The sequence below is a fragment of the Streptomyces sp. NPDC111802 genome, from assembly GCF_055634335.1.
Genome location: NZ_JBVKCZ010000010.1, coordinates 201,885 through 222,791, shown reverse-complemented (window position 1 = coordinate 222,791; position 20,907 = coordinate 201,885). Strand labels below are relative to the sequence as shown.

The 20,907-nt window shown below is 71.5% G+C and carries 20 protein-coding genes; 9 read left to right on the top strand and 11 right to left on the bottom strand.

The window, feature by feature from the left end; translation table 11 throughout:
* Positions 1–8: 8 nt before the first annotated feature.
* Entirely contained in the window at positions 9–1,616 is a 1,608-nt protein-coding gene (gene qcrB / locus ACZ7NC_RS13740; RefSeq protein ID WP_471487852.1) for a cytochrome bc1 complex cytochrome b subunit, read from the top strand.
* Here qcrB and ctaF read toward each other — a convergent pair.
* From ctaF to ACZ7NC_RS13725, 3 genes are all read right to left on the bottom strand, one after another.
* Positions 1,550–2,002: an aa3-type cytochrome oxidase subunit IV gene (gene ctaF / locus ACZ7NC_RS13735; protein ID WP_471487850.1), complete on the bottom strand. Its 453-nt coding sequence runs from the start codon at positions 2,000–2,002 to the stop codon at positions 1,550–1,552. The two genes, qcrB and ctaF, sit on opposite strands and share 67 nt — an antisense overlap.
* Positions 1,999–3,669, bottom strand: coding sequence for an aa3-type cytochrome oxidase subunit I (gene ctaD, locus ACZ7NC_RS13730; protein ID WP_471487848.1), 1,671 nt, complete (start codon positions 3,667–3,669; stop codon positions 1,999–2,001). Before ctaD ends, ctaF begins: the two co-directional genes overlap by 4 nt.
* Before the next feature lie 65 nt (positions 3,670–3,734).
* Positions 3,735–4,076, bottom strand: coding sequence for a hypothetical protein (locus ACZ7NC_RS13725; RefSeq protein ID WP_471487846.1), 342 nt, complete (start codon positions 4,074–4,076; stop codon positions 3,735–3,737).
* Between the two features lie 121 nt (positions 4,077–4,197).
* Here ACZ7NC_RS13725 and ppk2 point away from each other — a divergent pair, with 121 nt between their 5' ends.
* Positions 4,198–5,001, top strand: coding sequence for a polyphosphate kinase 2 (gene ppk2, locus ACZ7NC_RS13720; protein WP_471487844.1), 804 nt, complete (start codon positions 4,198–4,200; stop codon positions 4,999–5,001).
* A 3-nt stretch (positions 5,002–5,004) separates the two neighbouring features.
* On the opposite strand, the gene ACZ7NC_RS13715 is transcribed toward ppk2, so the two are convergent.
* From ACZ7NC_RS13715 to ACZ7NC_RS13700, 4 genes are all read right to left on the bottom strand, one after another.
* Positions 5,005–5,886: a universal stress protein gene (locus ACZ7NC_RS13715; RefSeq protein WP_471487843.1), complete on the bottom strand. Its 882-nt coding sequence runs from the start codon at positions 5,884–5,886 to the stop codon at positions 5,005–5,007.
* A 125-nt stretch (positions 5,887–6,011) separates the two neighbouring features.
* Positions 6,012–8,411 (bottom strand): glycoside hydrolase family 65 protein, encoded by a 2,400-nt coding sequence (locus ACZ7NC_RS13710; protein WP_471487841.1) that lies wholly within the window; start codon positions 8,409–8,411, stop codon positions 6,012–6,014.
* Positions 8,408–9,226 (bottom strand): HAD family hydrolase, encoded by an 819-nt coding sequence (locus tag ACZ7NC_RS13705; RefSeq protein WP_471487839.1) that lies wholly within the window; start codon positions 9,224–9,226, stop codon positions 8,408–8,410. The genes ACZ7NC_RS13710 and ACZ7NC_RS13705 overlap by 4 nt, the downstream gene beginning before the upstream one ends.
* Positions 9,227–9,614: 388 nt before the next feature.
* Entirely contained in the window at positions 9,615–10,469 is an 855-nt protein-coding gene (locus ACZ7NC_RS13700) for a LysR family transcriptional regulator (RefSeq protein WP_471487885.1), read from the bottom strand.
* 83 nt (positions 10,470–10,552) lie between these two features.
* On the opposite strand from ACZ7NC_RS13700, the gene ACZ7NC_RS13695 reads away from it, so the two are divergent.
* The 3 genes from ACZ7NC_RS13695 to ACZ7NC_RS13685 all read left to right on the top strand — a co-directional run bounded on the left by ACZ7NC_RS13695 (position 10,553) and on the right by ACZ7NC_RS13685 (position 12,572).
* Positions 10,553–11,470: an EamA family transporter gene (locus tag ACZ7NC_RS13695; RefSeq protein WP_471487837.1), complete on the top strand. Its 918-nt coding sequence runs from the start codon at positions 10,553–10,555 to the stop codon at positions 11,468–11,470.
* A gap of 422 nt (positions 11,471–11,892) precedes the next feature.
* Positions 11,893–12,315 carry a CBS domain-containing protein gene (locus ACZ7NC_RS13690; RefSeq protein WP_471487836.1) on the top strand — a complete coding sequence of 141 codons (423 nt, stop codon included), beginning with the start codon at positions 11,893–11,895 and terminating at the stop codon, positions 12,313–12,315.
* A 35-nt stretch (positions 12,316–12,350) separates the two neighbouring features.
* Positions 12,351–12,572, top strand: a complete 222-nt coding sequence (locus tag ACZ7NC_RS13685; protein ID WP_471487834.1) for a DUF6480 family protein — start codon at positions 12,351–12,353, stop codon at positions 12,570–12,572.
* Positions 12,573–12,661: 89 nt separating this feature from the next.
* Here the strand turns inward: ACZ7NC_RS13685 and ACZ7NC_RS13680 are convergent, their stop codons facing one another.
* Together ACZ7NC_RS13680 and ACZ7NC_RS13675 are read right to left on the bottom strand one after the other, a co-directional pair.
* Positions 12,662–14,092: an FAD-dependent oxidoreductase gene (locus ACZ7NC_RS13680; RefSeq protein ID WP_471487832.1), complete on the bottom strand. Its 1,431-nt coding sequence runs from the start codon at positions 14,090–14,092 to the stop codon at positions 12,662–12,664.
* Between the two features lie 55 nt (positions 14,093–14,147).
* Entirely contained in the window at positions 14,148–15,368 is a 1,221-nt protein-coding gene (locus ACZ7NC_RS13675) for a polysaccharide pyruvyl transferase family protein (RefSeq protein ID WP_471487831.1), read from the bottom strand.
* A gap of 318 nt (positions 15,369–15,686) precedes the next feature.
* On the opposite strand from ACZ7NC_RS13675, the gene dhaK reads away from it, so the two are divergent.
* The 3 genes from dhaK to ACZ7NC_RS13660 are packed head-to-tail and all read left to right on the top strand — an operon-like array spanning position 15,687 to position 17,728.
* On the top strand, positions 15,687–16,679 hold the full coding sequence (dhaK, locus tag ACZ7NC_RS13670; RefSeq protein ID WP_471487829.1) for a dihydroxyacetone kinase subunit DhaK: 993 nt from the start codon (positions 15,687–15,689) through the stop codon (positions 16,677–16,679).
* A gap of 46 nt (positions 16,680–16,725) precedes the next feature.
* Positions 16,726–17,325: a dihydroxyacetone kinase subunit DhaL gene (dhaL, locus tag ACZ7NC_RS13665; protein WP_471487828.1), complete on the top strand. Its 600-nt coding sequence runs from the start codon at positions 16,726–16,728 to the stop codon at positions 17,323–17,325.
* The gene (locus ACZ7NC_RS13660; protein ID WP_471487827.1) at positions 17,318–17,728 is read left to right on the top strand and encodes a PTS-dependent dihydroxyacetone kinase phosphotransferase subunit DhaM; all 411 of its coding nucleotides are present in this window, start codon (positions 17,318–17,320) and stop codon (positions 17,726–17,728) included. The genes dhaL and ACZ7NC_RS13660 overlap by 8 nt, the downstream gene beginning before the upstream one ends.
* A 66-nt stretch (positions 17,729–17,794) precedes the next feature.
* Here ACZ7NC_RS13660 and ACZ7NC_RS13655 read toward each other — a convergent pair whose 3' ends face one another.
* Positions 17,795–18,997, bottom strand: coding sequence for an erythromycin esterase family protein (locus ACZ7NC_RS13655; protein WP_471487825.1), 1,203 nt, complete (start codon positions 18,995–18,997; stop codon positions 17,795–17,797).
* A 58-nt stretch (positions 18,998–19,055) separates the two neighbouring features.
* Between ACZ7NC_RS13655 and ACZ7NC_RS13650 the strand changes: the two genes are divergently transcribed.
* Positions 19,056–19,820 carry a TioE family transcriptional regulator gene (locus ACZ7NC_RS13650; protein WP_471487823.1) on the top strand — a complete coding sequence of 255 codons (765 nt, stop codon included), beginning with the start codon at positions 19,056–19,058 and terminating at the stop codon, positions 19,818–19,820.
* A gap of 343 nt (positions 19,821–20,163) precedes the next feature.
* Here the strand turns inward: ACZ7NC_RS13650 and ACZ7NC_RS13645 are convergent, their stop codons facing one another.
* Positions 20,164–20,859 (bottom strand): glycoside hydrolase family 75 protein, encoded by a 696-nt coding sequence (locus tag ACZ7NC_RS13645; RefSeq protein WP_471487821.1) that lies wholly within the window; start codon positions 20,857–20,859, stop codon positions 20,164–20,166.
* Positions 20,860–20,907 lie beyond the last annotated feature (48 nt).

Genomic DNA, 20,907 nt, shown 5'->3' with positions numbered 1-20,907 from the left:
CGTGATCCGTGCTGTGGAGGAAGAGAAGGGCCCGGGCCGGCGCTCGGGCCCGCCGTGCGACCGAACACACCGTCGATTACATCGATGCGCGACTGCCGCTCTCCGAGGGCGGCGGTCTGCTGCGCAAGGCATTCCCCGACCACTGGTCCTTCCTGCTGGGCGAGATCGCCCTCTACAGCTTCGTCGTCCTGCTGCTGACCGGCGTGTGGCTGACGCTGTTCTTCCACCCGTCGATGACGGAGGTCGTCTACCACGGCTGGTACACGCCGCTCGACGGGGTGCGCATGTCGTCCGCGTACGAGTCGACACTGGACATCAGCTTCGACGTGCGCGGCGGGCTGCTGGTCCGTCAACTGCACCACTGGGCGGCCCTGGTGTTCCTCGCCGCGATCGGGCTGCATCTGCTGCGGATCTTCTTCACGGGCGCCTTCCGCCGGCCGCGCGAGGTCAACTGGCTGATCGGCGTGACCCTGTTCCTGCTGGCGCTCGCCGAGGGCTTCGCCGGCTACTCGCTGCCTGACGACCTGCTGTCGGGGACCGGCCTGAGGATCGCCCAGGGCATCATGCTGTCGATCCCGGTGGTGGGCACGTACGTCAGCTTCTTCGCCTTCGGTGGCGAGTTCCCCGGCGAGGAGCTGATCCCGCGGCTGTACTCCCTGCACATCCTGCTCATCCCCGGACTGCTGCTGGCGCTGGTCGCCGTCCATCTGATCCTGGTCTTCTACCTCAAGCACACACACTGGGCGGGCCGCGGCCGCACGAACCGCAACGCGGTGGGCAAGCCCATGTTCCCTCAGTTCGCCGCGTCGTCGGGCGGCCTGTTCTTCATGGTGTTCGGAGTCCTGACCCTGTTGTCAGGCGTGGGGCAGATCAATCCCATCTGGGCGTACGGCCCCTACCGAGCGGACATCGTGTCGACGGGGTCGCAACCGGACTGGTACGTCGGCTTCCTGGAGGGTTCGCTGCGTCTGGTGCCGCCATGGGAGACGCCGGTGGCCGGGCACACGGTGATGTGGAACGTACTGCTCCCCGCGGTCGTACTGCCGGGAATCCTGTTCGCGGTGCTGTACACCTACCCGTTCGTCGAACGGTGGGTGACCGGCGACCGGGAGGAGCACCATCTGTGCGACCGGCCTCGCGACAACCCGGTACGCACGGGGCTCGGTGTCGCGGCGCTCAGCTGCTACGGGGTCCTGCTGGCGGCGGGCGGCAACGACATCATCGCCGACACCTTCGCGATCTCCGTGAACGCGCTGACCTGGGTGTTCCGGGTCGCGTTCGTCGTGCTGCCGCCGCTCGCGTTCATGGTGACCCGGCGCGTCTGTGCGGCGCTGCAGGAGGCGGACCAGGAGCGGCTGGCGGAGGGTGAGGAGACCGGCGAGGTGCGGCAGACCGTCGCGGGCGGCTACGAGGAGAGCCATGAGCCGCTCGACGAGGAGCGGCGGTACGTCCTGCGCAGCCGCGTGCCCGCGGTGACGCCGGCGCCGAGTGAGGCCGACGGGGGCGCGCCCCGGGTGCGGCGGCTGAGGGCGACGGTCAGCGCCTGGTACTACGGCGACCGGCTGGAGCCGGAGGAGGAGGAACGGGAGTCGTCCGCGGACGAGTTGGAGCGCTGAGAGTCCCGGTCCGCGTGCTGGAAGACCATGCCGAAGACCCCGTGCCCCAGCACCCCGAGGCCGAGCAGGAAGAGCCACAGGCCGTAGACGACGCCGAGCGCCGCGAGGACGGACCCGGCGGCGGTCGTGATGGGCCAGGGGCTGCGCGGCGAGAAGAAGTCCAGCGGGCCGGCGGTGTCGGCGACCTCGGCGTCCGGGCGGTCCTGTGCCCTCAGGCCCCGCCTTCGGTACTGCATGTGCAGGAAGAACGCGACGAGAGAGGCCATCAGAAAGGCGACGAGAAGGACTGCGGTGCCGGCGGGTTCCTCGGAACTCAGGCCGTAGCCGACCGCGGTGACGAGGAAGAACCCCGCCACACCGATGAAGAGACGGGCCTCGGTCTTCACTGCTCCTGCCTTTGGTCGAGGCGGGCGATATCGGGATGGTGCAGGTCGAACGCCGGGGACTCGGAGCGGATCCGGGGCAACGCCGTGAAGTTGTGGCGCGGGGGCGGGCAGGTGGTGGCCCATTCGAGGGAGCGGCCGTATCCCCACGGGTCGTTCCGGGTCACGCGCTGCCCATGGTGGGCGGTACGCCAGACGTTGTAGAGGAACGGCAGGGTGGACAGGCCCAGCAGGAACGCGCCGATGGAGCTGATGGTGTTCAGCAGCGTGAAGCCGTCCCCGGCCAGGTAGTCGGCGTAGCGGCGGGGCATGCCCTGTTCGCCCAGCCAGTGCTGGACCAGGAACGTGGTCTGGAAGCCGATGAAGAGCGTCCAGAAGTGGATCTTACCGAGGTGTTCGTCGAGCAGCTTGCCGGTGAGTTTGGGCCACCAGAAGTAGAAGCCGCCGAACATCGCGAAGACGACCGTGCCGAACAGGACGTAGTGCAGATGGGCGACGATGAAGTACGAGTCGGTGAGGTGGAAGTCCAGCGGCGGGGAGGCGATGATCACGCCGCTCATACCGCCCAGCAGGAACGTCACCAGGAAGCCGCACGCCCACAGCATCGGCGTCTCGAACGACAGGGAGCCTCTGATCATCGTGCCGATCCAGTTGAAGAACTTCACCCCGGTCGGCACCGCGATGAGGAACGACATCAGGGAGAAGAACGGAAGCAACACGGCCCCGGTCGCGAACATATGGTGGGCCCACACCACCGCTGACAACATGGTGATGGCGATGGTGGCACCGATGAGGCTGAGGTAGCCGAAGATCGGTTTGCGGCTGAAGACCGGGATGATCTCGGAGACGATGCCGAAGAACGGCAGCGCGACGATGTACACCTCCGGATGCCCGAAGAACCAGAACAGGTGCTGCCACAGCAGCGCCCCGCCGCTCGCCGCGTCGTAGATGTGCGCCCCGAACCTGCGGTCGGCCTCCAGGGCGAACAGGGCGGCGGTGAGCACGGGGAACGCGGGCAGGATCAGGATCGACGTGAACAGCACGTTCCAGGTGAAGATCGGCATCCGGAACATGGTCATGCCCGGGGCGCGCAGGCACAGGATCGTGGTGATGAAGTTGACCGCGCCGAGGGTGGTGGACACACCGGTCACCACCAGGCCCATGGCCCACAGGTCCCCGCCCGAGCCGGGGCTGCGCACCGCGCTGTTGAGGGGCGCGTAGGCGAACCAGCCGAAGCTCGCGGCCCCACCGGGCACCAGGAAGCCGGACACGACCATCAGGCCGCCGAACAGGTACAGCCAGTACGACAGGGCGTTGAGCCGCGGGAACGCCACGTCCGGTGCGCCGAGCTGCAGCGGCATGATCGCGTTGGCGAACCCGGCGAACAGCGGGGTCGCGAACAGCAGCATCATGATCGTGCCGTGCACGGTGAACAGCTGGTTGTACTGGTCGTTGCTGAACAACTGCAGCCCGGGACGGGCGAGCTCGGCCCGCATCAGCAGCGCGAGGACGCCGCCGAGGAGGAAGAAGCCGAAGGCCGTCGTCAGATAGAGGTTGCCGATCACCTTGTGGTCGGTCGTCGTCGCCCACCGCAGCAACGCCCGGCCGAGTCTCCTGCGCGGGCGGGGCGGCGCCACTCGCGTCCGCCCGGTCCTGCTGTCCACCGCCATGCGCCGCTGGGTACCCCGGTGGCAGTGGCGGCAGTCCTGGACCACGCGCCTTTCACCCGTGCGCCTCAACCGCTCTCGGCGAACCTCCGCGCGAGGTCCCGGTGATGCTCCGCCACCTGGCCCGCCTGGGCTCCGGTGACGACGGAGCCCGGCATGGTCCCCAGCCGTTCCATCTGCTCGGCGAGCCGAAGGTGCTCGGCACGGGCGTGCTCACGGCAGGCGAGGCAGGTGACGCTCTCGGGCTGCGGCGAGGTCATCGCGTACGGCACCCGCGACGAGCAGCCCGTGACGACCGTCGCGGGGAGATCGCCGGCCAGGCCGAAGGTGCCGGCCAGGAGGTTGCGTACCCGGGCGTCGTAGCGGGTCACACTCCGCTCGACGTGGATGTGCGGATCGGCGCTGTCCATGAGGTCATCCTGCCCGCCCGCCGCCCGCACGAAGGCCGGACGCCGATGTCCGGGGTGCGCCGCCGGCCGTCGGTCAGTACCGTGCAGTTCTGGTGTTCGGGTTCGGCTGTGGGGAGGCGACATGGCCGGCGACAAGGCGGAGAAGCTGCCGCGCAAGGCCTACGAGAAGGAACTGCTGCGCCTGCAGATGGAGTTGGCGAAGCTGCAGGAGTGGGTGCGGACGGAGGGCGCCCGGCTGGTCGTGATCTTCGAGGGCAGGGACGCGGCGGGCAAGGGCGGCACCATCAAGCGCGTCTCGGAGCATCTCAACCCACGGGTGGCACGGATCGCGGCCCTGCCCAAGCCCACGGAGCGCGAGCGCACACAGTGGTACTTCCAGCGGTACATCGGGCAGCTCCCGGCCGCCGGGGAGATCGTGCTGTTCGACCGCAGCTGGTACAACCGGGCCGGCGTCGAGCATGTGATGGGCTTTTGCACCATGGAGGAGTACCAGCTCTTCCTGCGGCAGTGCCCGATCTTCGAGCGGATGCTGGTGGAGTCCGGGATCCTGCTGCGCAAGTACTGGTTCTCGGTGAGCGACGAGGAGCAGCAGGAGCGTTTCCGCCGCCGGCTCGAAGACCCCCTGCGCCGCTGGAAGCTGTCCCCGATGGACCTGGAGTCGATCACCCGTTGGGAGGAGTACTCCCGGGCCAAGGACGAGATGATGGTGCACACCGACATCCCCGAGGCGCCCTGGTACGTCGTGGAGAGCGACGACAAGCGCCGGGCCCGGCTGAACATGATCGCCCATCTGCTGAGCTCCGTCCCCTATCAGGACGTGCTCCCGCCGGTCATGGACCTGCCCGAGCGGCCGGAATCCACCGGCTACCGGCGCACGCCGCGCGACCTGCGGACCTACGTACCGGATCACGCGGCCGATCTCTGAGCCTCACTCGTGACCGGGCCGGACGACGGCGACCGGGCACTGGGCGTGGTGCAGCACCGCCTGGCTGACCGAGCCCAGCAGCAACCCGGCGAACCCGCCCCGTCCGCGCGCCCCGACCACCACGAGCCCCGCGTCCGCGCTGGCCTCGATCAGGGAGTGCCGGACCCGGCCGCGCACCAGCCTGCGGTCCACCGCGACATCGGGATACCGCTCGCGCAGCCCGCCCAGCGCCTCGGCGAGCACACGCTCCTCCTCGTCCTGCAGCCGGTCCTCGTCGTACGTCACGAAGGGCGGGTCGGCGGGAGACTCGTAGGCGCGCTCGGTCCGGGTGCTCCAGGCGTGCAGCGCCACCAGGCCGACGCCGTGCAGGGAGGCGTGGGCGAAGGCGAACTCGACCGCTCCGCGGGCCGCGGGCGAGCCGTCGACGGCCAGGAGGACGGGCCCGGCGGGGTTGGGCCTGCGCCGCACCACCAGCACCGGGCAGGCGGCGTGGGCGGCGAGGTGACCGGCCGTCGAGCCGAGCAGCAGGGCGCCGAACCGGCTCAGGCCCCGGCTGCCGACCACGGCCAGGGACGCCGTGCGCGACTCGATCTCCAGGACCGTCACCGGCTCCCCGACGACGACCTCGCGGGTGATCTCGACGCCGGGACCCGCGTCGTGGGCGCGGCGCTCCGCCTTGGTGAGCGTGCCGTCGATCAGCTCGCGCGTCCCGGCGTCGCTCGGCTCCCAGGGCCGCCCGCCGGGCGGTATGTGCGCGGCCGGCCGGCCAAAAGCGTGCACCAGCCGCAGCCCCACCCCCCGCAGCCCGGCCTCGCGCGCCGCGACCTCCACGGCCGCCATGCTCGACGGCGAACCGTCCACCCCTACGACCACCGGGCCCATCATCGCGTTCCCCTTTCCGGCAGGACCCGCGAGCGCCCGCGACCTCGCCGCGGCCGCCCCGGGCACGGACCGCCGACCGCTGTCCTCCCAGCCTCCACCCGCCGGCCGCCTCACGCACCGGGCCGGGATCAGTCGGGAAGAACCAGTCGCCCCTTCTCCCCCGGCTGGAGGAAGACCTCGCGCTCCGGGAGCCGTACGTCGATCGGTGAGGCGTCGGAGGAGGGGACCTCGATCTCCAGCAGTCCCCGCTCCAGGCGCAGCCGTACGCCCCAGTGGCCCTGGTAGCGCAGCGCGAACCCGTACGTGGACAGCTCGGGCAGGGGCACCGGGTCGAGCCACAGCGCGCCGTCCCGGGTCTCCAGGCCGGTCAGTCCGCGCTGGACGAGATCGAGGGTGCCGGCCATGGCGCCGAGGTGGATGCCCTCGCCGGTGGTGCCGCCCTGTACGTCGGCGATGTCGCCCTGGAGGGCCTCCTGGACGAACTTCCACGCCTCGCTGCGCCGACACCGGGCCAGCACCCAGCCGTGCACCAGGCCGCTGAGGGTGGAGCCGTGGCTGGTGCGATGCATGTAGTAGTCGACGGTGCGCCGCCATATGTCCTCGTCGAGCCGGTAGCCCAACCTGTGGAACAGGTCCCGCAGTTCGCCCGGTGCGAAGAGGTAGCCGAGCATCAGGACGTCGGCCTGTTTGGAGGCCTGGTAGCGGTTGACGGTGTCGCCCTCCGCCTCCAGGATGCGGTCGAGCCGCCGGATGTCGCCGTACCGCTCGCGGTACCCGTTCCAGTCGAGCTCGGCGAGGTCGCCGTAGCCCGCGAACTGGCTGATGACGCCGTCGTGGAAGGGGACGTGCAGGGTGTGCGCGACGTCCTCCCACAGGGTGAGTTCGCCGCCGTCCAGGCCGGTGCGTTCGACGAGTTCGCGTCGGCGGGGCTCGGGCAGGGTGTCCAGCAGCTCCAGGGTGCGGGCGAGCACCCAGGACGCCGTGACGTTGGTGTACGCGTTGTCGTCCAGGCCCGGTGTCTGCGCGTCCGGGTACGCCTCGTGGTACTCGTCGGGGCCGACGACGCCCTTGATGCGGTAGCGGCCCAGGCTGCCGTCGTAGACGGCCTTGTCGGCCCAGAAGCGCGCGATCTGCAACAGCATCTCGGCGCCCTTGGTGTGCAGGAACTCCATGTCGCCGCTGGCCTCGCAGTACTGCCACACGTTGTAGGCGATGGCCGACCCCACATGGTGCTGGAGGTGGGAGTGGTCGGGCAGCCAACGTCCCGAGCGCGGGTTGAGATGGAGCTGCTGGGTCTCCTCACGCCCGTCGCTGCCGCTCTGCCAGGGGTACATCGCGCCCCGCCGGCCGGCCGCCGCCGCGGCGGTGCGGGCCTGTTCGAGGCGGCGGTGGCGGTGGCGGAGCAGGGCTCGGGAGACTTCGGGGAAGTGCAGGTTGAGGTAGGGCAGGACGAACAGCTCGTCCCAGAACACATGGCCGCGGTAGGCCTCGCCGTGCAGTCCCCGGGCGGGCACGCCGACGTCGAGGTCGGCGGTGTGCGGGGAGAGGGTCTGCAGGACGTGGAAGAGGTGCAGCCGCAGGATGAGGCCCGACTCGCCGGGGACGTCGAGCTCGGCGCGGCGCCACAGCTGGCCCCAGGCGGTGCCATGCGACTCGACCAGCGCCTCGAAGCCCGGGGCCCGGCCGACCCGGTCGACAGCGGCGTGCAGCGGGTCGCTGATCGCCGGGTCGTGGGAGGTGTGCAGGGCGACCGTCTTGTCCACGGTGACGGTGCGGCCGGGGGCCAGGTCGAGCGTCAACCGCTGGATGACATACGGCAGTTCGTGGCGGACCTCGGCGGGTGCGTCGGCGGTGAGCCGGGCCGCGAGGCCGATGCGGACATCGGAGGTGCGGGTGCGGCAGCGCAGCCAGACGGTGTCCGCGGCGGAGGCACCGGTCTGGATGTGGGTCAGATGGCGGCCGTCGAGCTCCCGGTAGCGCGCCACACCGGAGTTGGTGACGCCGCCGTCCAGGGCCGCCTCCACCTCCAGCGGTCCGGAGTATCCCTCGGACGTGAACTCGGTGCGCAGGGCGGCCACATGGGGGTCCGCCATGTGCACCATCCGATGCTGGCGCACCGTCAACGCCCGGCCGTCGCCGAGGTCGTAGCGTGTCCGGCGTTCCATCAGCCCTTCGCGCAGATGCAGCAACTGCCGGTGTTCGAGCACGGTCGTGGTGTCGGGGTCGATCCAGTGCCCCTCGGGGAGACGGAAGCGCAGGGGCAGCCAGTTCGGGACATTGACCATGTCCTCGTTCTCCACACGGCGGCCCGAGACATCGGAAGTGAGCCGGTTGTAGATGCCGGCCATATATGTCCCCGGATAGTGGATGTCGTCGGCGGCGCACTCGGGGAGCACGCCCCGGGTGGCGAAGTAGCCGTTGCCGAGGGTGCACAGCGACTCGCGGAGGCGTTCGTCGGCGGGCGTGTAGCCCTCGTACTCCCAGCTCCAGCCCACCGCCGCGGTCTCCGGGCTCGGCTCGTCCGTCACTTCGGCTCTCCTCCCGCGCAGAGTTCTGCGAGGTCGCGTACGACGATGTCGGCGCCGTGCCGCAGCAGGCGCGCCCCCGTGTCCGCACCGGCCGCCCGGTCCACGCCGACCACCAGGGCGAACCCGCCGCGCTGCCCGGCCTCCACGCCCGCCAGGGCGTCCTCGACGACGGCGGCCCGGTCGGCGGACACGCCCAGTCGGCTCACCGCCTCCAGGAAGAGGTCGGGCCGGGGCTTGCCCGCGAGGCCCAGCCGGGCCGCCTCGCCGCCGTCCACGAGGGCGTCGAACAGATCGAGCACCCCGGCCCGGCTCAGCAGCTCGCCGGCGTGCCGGGAGGCGGAGGCCGCCGCGCGGGGCACTCCCGCGGCGCGCAGCGCCTTCACCAGCCGTACGGTCCCCGGATAGGCGTCGACGCCACGCTCACGCAGCCGTTCGGTGAAGAGGCGTTCCTTGTCCTGGGCCACGGCCCGCACCGTCTCGGGCGTCGCCTCGATGCCACGCGCGGCGAGGAAGGCCGCGGCTCCGTCGAGACGCGACTTGCCGTCCACATGGCGCAGATAGTCGTCCCGCACGTCGAAGGGGCGGCGCTGGTCCGGGTCGTCGGGCGGGTGGGCGCGCAGGAAGTCGTCGAAGGCGACCTTCCAGGCGGCGGCGTGCACCTTGGCCGAGTCGGTGATGACTCCGTCGGTGTCGAAGACGACGGCGCGCACATCACGAAGGACGTCGGCGAGCGGGTGTGGGGACGGGGCGGTGGTGTCCCCGGACCGGCCGGGGCCGCCGGCGGCGGACCCAGCGGGGTCGAGTGGCTGACGCATGGTCACCACCGCCGCCCTCGATCGGCGGCGATCGGACGCCGCGCGGCGCGCAGCCGCGCGTCTGGGGCATCCAGGGGACGCCGGGCCGGGACAGCACCACGGAACGCGAGGCCCACGGCCTCCTCACCTCCACTCGACGGTTCTCCCGCGCCCGGCGGGATCCGCTCATGGGTACCCGTCAAGCCTGCCTTGTCACCTCGCTGCCGCCCCTGAAGTGCCGAACGGCCCTGGCGTACCCGCCGCGGGCGTGGTGTGCTGGAGGTGACGGGAAGGACCCACGCAGGCGCGGGGAAGCGGCTCGCAGCCGCGCACCGCGCAATCAGGATCCGCGAGAAGTGGATGGGGCCCTTCCCGCCCCACGTGCGGGCCCGGCGCTCCCTGACCGGCCTCAGTCCCCCCGGTAGAGCGCCGTGAGCAGTTCGATCACCGCCTGTGCGGCGGACGGTTGGTCACCACGCCACCAGGCCAGCCGTACGGCGATGGGTTCGGCGTCGCGCAGCGGCCGGTAGACGACGCCGGGACGCGGATACTGGTTGGCCGTGGCCTCGGCGGTCACGCCGACGCAGCGGCCCGTCGAGATCACCGTGAGCCAGTCGTCGACGTCGTGTGTCTCCTCGGTCGCCGGGCGCGCGTCGGGCGGCCACAGGTCGGCGGTCGTGGTGCCGGTGCGGCGGTCGACGAGGAGGGTACGTCCGCTGAGATCGCCGAGTCGGACCGAGCGGCGCCGGGCCAGCGGGTCGTCGGCGGCCACCGCGCACAGCCGCCGCTCCAGTCCCACGATGGCGGAGTCGAACCGCCGGTCGTCCACCGGCCGCCGTACGACGGACAGGTCGCAGGCCTCCTCGGCGAGCCCGGCGGTGGAGGAGTTGACGCGGACGAGCTGGAGGTCGGTCCCGGGGTGGGCGGCGGCCCAGCGGCGCTGGAAGGCCGGGGTGTGCCGGCCGAGCGCCGCCCAGGCGTAGCCCATCCGCAGCCGGGCGTGCCCCGAGGTCGCTTCCCTGACCAGCTCGTCCACCTCGCCGAGTACCCGCCGTGCGTGGGCCAGGACGCGCAGCCCGGTCCCGGTCGGGGTCACCTCGCGGGAGGTCCGTCGCAGCAGCCGGACTCCGAGGGCGCGTTCCAGCGAGGCCAGCGAGCGGGAGACGGCCGCCTGGGAGACACCGAGGGCTATGGCGGCGTCGGTGAAGGTGCCCTCGTCGACGATGGCGACGAGGCAGCGCAACTGTCTCAGCTCCACATCCATGACCGAAGCATCCATGACCGAAGCGTATAGATCGGCTCTCGCGCGCATTTTGCGCAAGGATCGACGGGACACACGATCGCCGCATGCGCACCCGCCCCGCACCCGCACCCGCGACCGCCACCGCCACCGACACCGACACCGCGCCGAACGCTCCCGAGCAGACCGGCGGACGCGGACGCCTCGCCGGCGTGGCCACGATGATCGGCAGTGGTCTGTCCAACCAGACCGGCGCGGCGATCGGCTCACTGGCCTTTCCCGTCCTCGGCCCCGTAGGTGTGGTCGCCGTGCGCCAGTACGTCGCCGCGCTGGTGCTGTTCGCCGTCGGCAGGCCGAGGCTGCGTGCGTTCACATGGCGTCAGTGGTGGCCGGTGATCCTGCTGGCCCTGGTCTTCGGCACCATGAACCTCTCCCTGTACTCGTCGATCGAGCGCGTCGGCCTGGGCCTGGCGGTCACCCTGGAGTTCCTCGGCCCGCTCACCATCGCCCTGGCGACCTCGCGCCGCCGGGTGGATGTGTGCTGCGCGGTGATCGCCGCGGCCGGCGTCGGCACGCTGATGCGCCCGCAGCCCTCGACCGACTACCTCGGGATGGCCCTGGGCCTGCTGGCGGCCGTCTGCTGGGCGTCGTACATCCTGCTCAACCGCACCGTCGGCCGACGTGTCCCCGGAGCCCAGGGCGTGGCGGTCGCGGCCGGTATCTCGGCGGTGATGTTCCTGCCGGTCGGTATCGCCGTCGCCGTACGGCACCCGCCCACGGCCGGCGCCGTCGGCTGCGCTGTCACCGCCGGTGTGCTGTCATCGGCCGTGCCGTACCTCGCGGACCTGTTCACCCTCCGCCACGTCCCGCCCCGGGCCTTCGGCCTGTTCATGAGCGTCAACCCGGTCCTCGCGGCCCTGGTCGGCTGGGCGGGCCTCGGTCAGGGCCTGGGCGGGCCGGAATGGGCGGGCATCGGCGCCATCGTCGCCGCCAACTCGCTGAGCATTCTGACCTCGCGCGGCTGACCGCCCCGGCCGTCGGATCGTCCGCGTCGGCCCCGCGGAGCCACGCCGCCTCGGGTGTGCGACGAACGTGAACCGGCCGGTCACACCCAGCGCACAGCCCCCGCCCGGCAGCCGCGCCATGAGCGCGGCAAGCTCGCCCGCCTCGGCGGAATGATGAGCGCCCGGCCCCAGCAGCAGCCCGCCGACGAGCGAGCCGACCGCGGTGAGGGGAGCCGGCCGCCAGTGCGAAGGCATACGGCAGTACGAGTGCCGAACGGGGGCGGCGCCGCGCCATCTCCTCCATGCCGCCGCTCCGACCACGTGCCGGTGGCGGACGCCGGGTAAGGAACGCCCGGCGGTGGCCACGTGGGCCCGTCGTATGCGGGTACTCGGGGCGGAACGGCGGTGAACGGCGCCGCCCCCGCTATCAAGGGATGGCTCCCATGGCTCAGCATGTCCGCGACGTCATGACAACCGACCTGGTGACAGTCGAACCACAGACCTCCGTGGCGGTCGTGGCCCGGATGATGCGTGACGAGAACATCGGGGCCGTGCTGGTTACCGACGGCGACCGGCTGCGCGGGCTGGTCAGCGATCGCGACCTGGTGGTCCGCTCGGTCGCCGCGGGCCGCGACCCGGGCCGGACGACCGTGATCGACGCGTGCAGCGACGAGCTGATCACGGTGGGGCCCGACGACGACCTGGACCGTGCGGTCGACGTGATGCGTGAGCATTCCGTGCGCCGGGTTCCGGTCGTCGACCAGGGACAACACGCGGTGGGCGTCGTCTCCCTCGGTGACCTGGCCATCGAGCGCGATCCCAGGTCGGCGCTGGGCGACATCAGCGCCGCCAAGCCCAACAAGTGACCTCCATGTCAGGGCAGTTGGAGAGGAGGTGCGTCATGACCACTCCTGACCCCGAGCCCAAACGAACCCCAGGACTCGAACCGGGCGGTCAGGTCTCGCCGGGTGAGACCCCGCCCGCCGAAGGCGGCACCTACGGAATCTCCCACCCCGAGCCACCCGAGCTGCGCAAGGGGTGGGGCGCGATGCCGCTGATCGTGATCATGGTGGTGGTGGCTCTCGTGGTGATCGGGCTGATCGCCATGGCCATGGCCCTTTGACGATCGCCCACGTCGAGACCCGGCGGACGTGACCGGACGGCCCGGTGAGCGCGGTGACCTGCTGGATGCGTACAGCACCGGGCCCCCGTTCACCGGGGGTCGAGGCGCAGGTGGGCGCCCTGGCGCAGGAGGGCGCGCTGGACGAGATGGTGCGGCACCTGGCGGGGAGTGCGGCCGAGCCGTACGGACAGTGCCGCGCAGACCCCTGCTGCCTGGCCGGTCGCCATCGCGATGGGCATGACGCGGTAGGACGAGTGCGCCACGTGCGAGCCGGAGATGCAGCGCCCGGCGACGAGCAGGCCGTCCGTGTCCCGGGGCAGCAGGCAGCGCAGGGGGATGTCGTAGAAGTGCCCGCGGGGGACGCGCTTGAGGACGGTGCCGCTGCCCCTGGGGTTGTGGATGTCGACCGGGTAGGCGCCGTGTGCGACGGCGTCCCGGAAGGAGCGCGCCGCGAGGATGTCATGGCCGGTCAGATGGTAGTCGCCGAGGATTCGGCGGGTCTCCCGTACGCCGATCTGGGCACCGCTCTGCGCGATGTACGACTTCCCGAAGCCCGGTACGCGCCCGCGCAGGAAGCGGTCGATCTGGGCCATCTGCCGGCGTGCGGCGTACTCCGCGCGGCTGAGGTCCCACACATCGGTGCCCAGTGCCCGGGTGACCCGGGTGCTGTTGACGCTGACCTCATGGGAGTGCGGGGTGCCGAAGAACAGGATGTCCTCGCGGGGCAGACGCAGTTCGCCCGCCTCGGTGGCCTCCTGGACGAGGTCCCACAGGCCGTGCACGCCCCGCCACTGGTCGGGATGGTCGCGGACGTACTCGGAGAAACGCGGCTGGAGGAAGTCGACGACGCGGAACATCAGCGTCATCGGCTGGGTGAGCCCGTCCTCCGGCCGGCCGATCTCGTACGGGGCTCCGCAGGCGGCGGCGATGTCGCCGTCCCCCGTGCCGTCGATGATCACTGAGGCGTCGATCACCACGGGACCCGACTTCGTCTCGAAGACCACCCGCCAGCCGCCGTCGGAGGGCAGCGCGGTGGAGGCGAAGGAGTGGAAGAGCATGCGTACACCGGCCTCGTCGAGCAGGTCGAGGAGGACGAGTTTGTAGATCTCCGGGTCGAACGGCACGGTGTAGCCGGTGGCCGTGGACGGCGGGACGCAGCCGCCGCGTGCGGTGAGCCGGTCCAGCAGGAGCCACAGGAATCCGGCCACCACCGGCTCGCCCTCGCCGTGGTCGGTGGGCAGCAGGCGGCGGGCGTACCCGCCCTCGTCGAACACGGCCTGCTTCTGCTCGTTGTGGAAGGACATCAGCGGCATCACCAGGGCCACGGTGGCGTTGCCCCCGAGGAAGCCGTACCGCTCCACGAGCACGACGTCCGCGCCGGCGTCGGCCGCCGCGTAGGCCGCGGCGGTGCCGGCCGGGCCGCCGCCGACGACCAGGACGTCCGTTCGGCCCCCGTGACGGGCCGTACGAGGGGGCAGAGTGACGGTCCGGGCGGGTTCGACAGGTTCCAGGATCGGCATCGCTTCTTCCCGTCGGCTCGGTCGGGTTGCGGGCGCCGCGCGGCGACGTCCGGCGTCACGCCCCCCGGTCGCCCGGGGCCGGCGCCAGCATCAGGTCCGCGGCCCGCGCCCGGTGGGTGCCGCGCACTCCGCCGTCGATGGAGTCGAGGAGGGCGCCGCAGCGCACGCAGGTCTCCCGCGCCAGGTCCCTGAGCTCCCGGACGCGGCTGGAGAGGCCCTCCCGCCGGTGCGGGAACTCGTCCCAGAGCCGGTCCACCTCCGCGAGCAGGAGTCCTGCCTGCTCCCGTGCCACACCGACAAGGGCGGGCGCCCCGGTACGGCGGGCGAAGTCGAAGACCTTGCCCGAGTACGGCAGCGGCAGCACGGGCAGGCCGGACATCGCAGCGAAGATCACGACATGCAGACGCATGCCGACGACCAGGTCCAGGTGGCTCATGAAGCCGAGGATCTCGCCGGGGCTGTAGGAGTTGTGCAGGATGCGGCCGAGGTCCGGGTTGCTCATCCGGGACAGCACCCCGTGGGCGTGCCGGACGTCCTGGCGTTCCATCGGCACGAACACCACGTGCGCGTCCAGGCGCCGGGCGAGGAAGTCCGCGACCTCGGCGAGCAGCGCGTGGTAGTCGTCCTCGTCGAGCTTCTCCGCCGCCCGGCCGGGTTCGCGCACGGACATCCCGACCAGCCGGGCGTCCAGGGGCAGGCTCTCGTGCCGCATCATCCGCTCGGTGAACGGTTCCGGCGCCAGCAGCAGCGCCGGGTCGGCGGTGACGGTGAGCTCGCGCTCGACTCCCGCCTCCTCCAGGACCAGGCGGGACTCCTCGTCACGTACCACGACGTCGGTCATCAGCGGCAGCACGGTACGCACCGCCTCCCGGTCGTCCGTCTCGCGCAGCGGGCCCGCGCCGACCGCGTGGGCGAAGGTGGGCACGCCGCGCTCGTGTGCCGCCTTCACCAGCCGCAGATAGCGGCGCGCCTCACCGTCGTAGAGGATCCCGCCGCCGCCCAGCACCAGCAGATCAAGTCCGGCCAGTGCGTCGAGGACGGGTTTCTTCGGGACGCCCTCCCAGTCGATCACCTCGTCGGCCTCCGGCTGGTGGCCACGGGTGTGGTCGGCGTTCCGGCTGAAGACGACGAGCCGGGCCGCCGGCCGATGGGCGCGCAGGCAGCTCAGCACGCACCTCAGAATCGCTTCGTCGCCGATGTTGCGTCCGCCGTACGAACCGAGCAGGCCGATCCGCAGTTCCGGTGAGCCGGACGACGGGGGCTGGTTGATCGTCATCGGGGACTCCCGTTCGACGGAGGCGGGCGGGACGCACGACGCGGTTCCCCGACGACTCCTCCGCCGGGGACCGCGGGCTGGGATCGCCCGTAAGGCCAGTATGGGTCCTCGAGCACCGCCCGGCGTTTCGCCGCCGCGCACGTGACCCACGCGCGATCAGCATTGATACTTCCGAGAGCACGCGTGCACGACGCCGAGCAGCACGTCAGTCAGCGCCTGACGGGCCGTCAGCAAGGATCGACGAGGGGTTTCATTCCCATCTGACCTGCGCAAACAAGGGTCAAGGGCTAACCTGCTAGTGTCCCCAGGAGGTATCCCATGAAGATGCTGATCAACGTTGCGGAGACCGTGGTCACCGACGCGCTGCGCGGGATGGCTGCCGCCCATCCCGACCTGGTCGTCGATGTGGAGAACCGGGTGGTCGTACGGCGGGACGCGCCCGTGGCGGGCAAGGTCGCCCTGATCTCCGGTGGCGGGTCCGGGCACGAGCCGCTGCACGGCGGTTTCGTGGGCCCCGGAATGCTGTCGGCCGCCTGCCCGGGCGAGGTGTTCACGTCGCCGGTGCCCGACCAGATGGTGCGGGCCGCCGCCGCGGTGGACAGCGGGGCGGGCGTGCTGTTCATCGTGAAGAACTACACCGGTGACGTCCTGAACTTCGACATGGCCGCCGAGCTCGCCGAGGACGAGGGCATCCGGGTCGCGAAGGTACTCGTCAACGACGACGTGGCGGTGATCGACAGTCTCTACACGGCAGGGCGGCGCGGCACCGGCGCGACGCTGTTCGTGGAGAAGATCGCCGGCGCCGCGGCGGAGGAGGGGCAGTCGCTGGAGCGGGTGGAGGCGATCGGGCGTCAGGTCAACGAGAACTCGCGCACCTTCGGCGTCGCCCTCAGCGCCTGCACCACGCCCGCCAAGGGCAGCCCGACCTTCGATCTGCCGCCCGGCGAGCTGGAGTTGGGCATCGGCATCCACGGCGAGCCCGGCCGGGAGCGGCGGGCGATGATGACGTCGGGCGAGATCGCCGACTTCTCGGTGGGCGCGATTCTGGAGGACATGACCCCGCGCAATCCTGTCCTCGTCCTGGTCAACGGCATGGGCGGGACACCGCTGTTGGAGCTGTACGGCTTCAACGCCGAGGTCCAGCGGGTGCTCGCCGAGCGCGGTGTCGCCGTCGCCCACACCCTCGTCGGCAACTACGTCACCTCGCTCGACATGGCCGGCGCCTCGGTCACCCTGTGCCAGGTCGACGAGGAACTGCTGCGGCTGTGGAACGCGCCGGTGAAGACGCCGGGGCTGCGGTGGGGCATGTGATCCGGAGCCGGACGACCGCAACGCACCTGCCACGCAAGGAGATCCAGTGCTCGACGCCGATTTCTTCCGCCGTTGGATGACGGCCACCGCCGCCTCCGTCGACCGTGAGGCGGAACGGCTCACCGCTCTCGACTCGCCCATCGGGGACGCCGATCACGGCAGCAACCTCCAGCGCGGGTTCACCGCCGTCACGACGGTGTTGGAGAAGGAGGCCCCGCAGACGCCCGGCGCGATCCTGACGCTCGCCGGGCGGCAGCTCATCTCGACGGTGGGCGGGGCGTCCGGCCCGCTGTACGGGACGCTGCTGCGCCGGACCGGGAAGGCACTCGGCGACGCCGGTGAGGTCAGCGAGGACGAGTTCGCCCAGGCGCTGCGGGCCGGGGTGGACGCGGTCATGACGCTCGGTGGCGCGGCGCCGGGAGACAAGACCATGATCGACGCGCTGGTGCCGGCCATGGACGCGCTCGGCGACGGTTTCGTCGCGGCACGGGCCGCCGCCGAGGAGGGCGCGCTGGCGACGACTCCGTTGCAGGCCCGAAAGGGGCGGGCGAGTTATCTCGGGGAGCGCAGTATCGGGCACCAGGACCCCGGTGCCACGTCCTCGGCGCTGCTGATCGCGGGGCTGGCGGAGGCGAACGGTGAGTGACGACAGGAAGGTCGGCATCGTGCTGGTCTCGCACAGCGCGCAGGTGGCCGCGTCGGTGGCCGAGCTGGCGCGAGGGCTCGCGGGCGGCGGTGCGGAGGTACCGGTGGCCCCGGCGGGCGGCACCGAGGGCGGCGAGCTCGGCACCAGTGCCGAACTGATCGCCGCGGCGGCCGCGTCCGTGGACCGTGGGGCCGGGGTCGCCGTCCTCACCGACCTCGGCAGCGCGGTCCTCACCGTGAAGGCCCTGCTCGCCGAGGGCGACGAACTCCCGGACGACACACGCCTCGTGGACGCCCCGTTCGTCGAGGGCGCGGTGGCCGCGGTCGTCACGGCGGCGGCGGGAGCCGACCTCGCGGCGGTGGAGGCGGCGGCCGCGGAGGCGTACACGTATCGGAAGGTGTGAGGGGGCCTGTGGCTTCGGCGCGCCTCAAGTGCCGGGGCCCGGCGGCGGCTTGACGCGGGCCGGGCGCTACCCCTGCGTGACGTCCTTGACGAATACGATGCTGTCGCTGTCTCCCAAGTGCGCGGGGTCGAACGAGGCATAGCCGAACCACGGGGAAACGCGGGGCGCGGGCCGCGTGTCCCCGAGGGCGGTGGCCAGTTGGCGGGCGTCGATGACACACCGGTCCTCCGGGAGTGCGTACAGCAGGCCTTCGAGGGTGTCCGGCGGCGGGGTGTCCACTCCCCGGTGCCGGATCGTGCCGAGGGCGGTGGCCACGAAGGCGTACTCCTCGCCGAGTCGAGCGCTCACCAGCGCGCCGGCGCTCCACCACTCCACCCGCCCCTGCCACATCTGCATCGAGCTCTTCTCCCGCTGGAGATGGGAGTTCTGGGCGTGGACGAGCGCCGGGCCCCGTTCGGCGAGGGCGAGGAGGTTGTGGGCCATCATCGAATCCCGCAGCGCGCACAGCCGCGTCATGCGGGCCGCGGAGGTGTCGGCCATCCAGTAGTGGTAGCGCAGCAGACCGGTCGCGGTGCGCCCGTACAGGCGCGCCCGGTCCCAGTCGTCCCGGGAGGTCGTCGTGATCAGGTGCGGTGTCTGCGCGTCGAGCAGCGCCGTCAGATCGTCGGCGAGCAGCCGTAGCCGGCGGGCCTCGGCCGACTGTCCCACGGACTGGGCGGGGTCCATCATCGCGGCGGGGTTGGTCCACCGTTCGTCGGTGCCGAGCAGGCGGTCGAGCGTCTCTCCGGTGCAGGGGAGCAGGTCCGCGTCCACCCGGCTCGAGAGGTAGCCGTGGAGCGCGGTGAGGGCCCGGCGGGGGCTCGCGGCGGCGGTGATCTCCAGCGGGCCGTCGAAACCGGCGAAGCGGAGCTGCTCGGACGCGGGCCGGCCGGCGTTGTGGGCGCGCATCCAGCGCACGAGCTCGCGGTTGCCCGCGTGGGCGCCCCAGCCGTGGCTGAACCCCTGCCCCATGACCTCGTCGAGAGTGCCCGCGCCCGAGGTGACGTAGGCGTCGACCACCAGGCCCATGAGGCAGTCGCTCTCGATCGCGATCGTCCGGTAGCCCTCCTGCTCGACGAGCTCTCGGAACAGCTCGTTGCGCAGTTCGAGCAGCGTGTCCTCGCCGTGGGTGGGCTCGCCCAGGGCCAGCAGCCGGGGCCTGGCCGGGAGCAGCCTCATGACGGCGGCAGCCTCGACGGCATGGGCGGTGTCCTTGATGTCAGTCGCCATGCCTTCAACGGTATCGTTGAACCTTCGATTGAAACTTTGCCGCGATATCGTCCGCAACATGGGGCGAAACCTTCAAAGAGGAGACCTTCAAAGCGGAGAGCGGCTCAGGCCGGTCGATCTGGCGCGCGGGCACGGTCTGTCCACTCAGGCGATCCGGAACTACGAGGAGGCCGGCATCCTTCCGGCAGCCGGTCGCACACCCCACGGCTACCGCGCCTACACCTCGCTGCACGCGGTGGCCCTGCGCGCGTTTCTCGCCCTGGTGCCCGGCCATGGCCACCAGACGGCGACATCGATCATGCGGGCCGTGAACCAGGGCTCGGTCGATGAGGCGTTCCGGCTCATCGACGAGAGCCATGCCGAACTCCTCGACGACCGGCGAACCCTTCAGGCCGTGGAGAGGGCCCTGCGCGACCTGGAGACCGGCGCAAGGCCCGAGCCCGGCGCGGGGCCCGAGCCGGCCTCGGCGTCCGGGCCCGGCGACACGTTCATCGGGCCGCTGGCGGACAGGCTCGGAATCCGGCCCGCGACGCTCCGCAAATGGGAGCGGGCCGGACTGGTGCGCCCGCGCCGTGACCCGCTGACCGGCTACCGGGTCTACGACGAGGCTGATGTACGGGACGCCCGGCTGGCCCATCAACTCAGGCGGGGCGGCTATCTGTTGGAGCAGATCGCCCCGCTGATCGCCCAGGTGCGGTCGGCCGGCGGGCTGGAGCCGCTGGAGGCCGCGCTGCGCGACTGGCGGGGTCGGCTTTCCTCGCGTGGGCGGGCGATGCTGACGGGGGCCGCGGAGTTGGAGGCGTACCTCCGTGAGCGCGGATGAGGCTTCGCCGAGCCGACAGCCCTACCGAGGGCGTCGCCCCGCACGCCCCTCCTGGGCAACGCCCTTCCCCACGACCGCCAGTGCCGAGCGCAGTGTCGCCGCCAGTTCGTGCGGTGTCCCGGTCGGGGTGGGTGTCGGCGGTGTGCCACGCGTAGTGCTCGACCGCCGCGCGCAGGGCCATCGGCAGGCCGGCCCAGCCCGGGGAGCAGGCCGCTGCCCTCTTGTTCCTCGCCGCGGACGCCGCGAGCAACATCAACGGCGCGATCCTGGCCGTCGACGACGACTGGTCGGCGGTCTGACGGGCCCTCAAGCACCCTGTGCGAGCAGCCTCGGACCAACCGCCTCACTCACCGCCGACGAACTTCCTCGCCAGCCGATCCCCGGCCGCTTCCGCGGCCGCGGGGTCCTCGATCGGTGTCACCCGCGAGTCCTTGAAGACGATGTAGGTGACGCCGGAGGCCGTGCCGCCGCTGCGCGGATCGGGCGGGATGCCGAGGGCCTCGGCGGTGGCGTACGACGCCTCGCCGATGATGTCGCGCGGCCCGACGTCGCCGACGACCGCGTAGCGCACCCGGTCCCCGTACACGACGGCCGCGACCGAGCCGCCACGGATGCCGTGGGCACGGTAGTCCCAGATGCCGCTCGGGGTGGGCACGACGATGTACGGAAGATGTTCGGCACTCAACTGGCGGCCGTCGGACTGCTGGAAGGCCGTCGCGTCGGAGAAGTACGGATCGGTACGGCTGTTGCAGCGGTCGGTGGCCTGACCGTCGCAGTCGATGTCCATGTCGGCCTTCCAGAACACGACATCGTCCGTCCCGCACACCGGGATCGTCGCGGACGCACCGCTGTCGCTGCGGTAGCGCCCCTGGGAGACGGCGGTGCACCCGCTCACCTTTGACAGGAGCTCAGCGGCGCTGACGTCGGCCTCACGGCGTACCTCGGGTCCGTCCGGGTCGGCGGGCGGATCGGGGGGCGGTGTGGTCGGGGCGAGCAGGGCGGCGCCTGCGGCGGCCAGCGTCAGTGACTGGAAACGCACGACAAGGAACCTCTCGCCGGGGACACTGACGGACACTCATCGGGTACT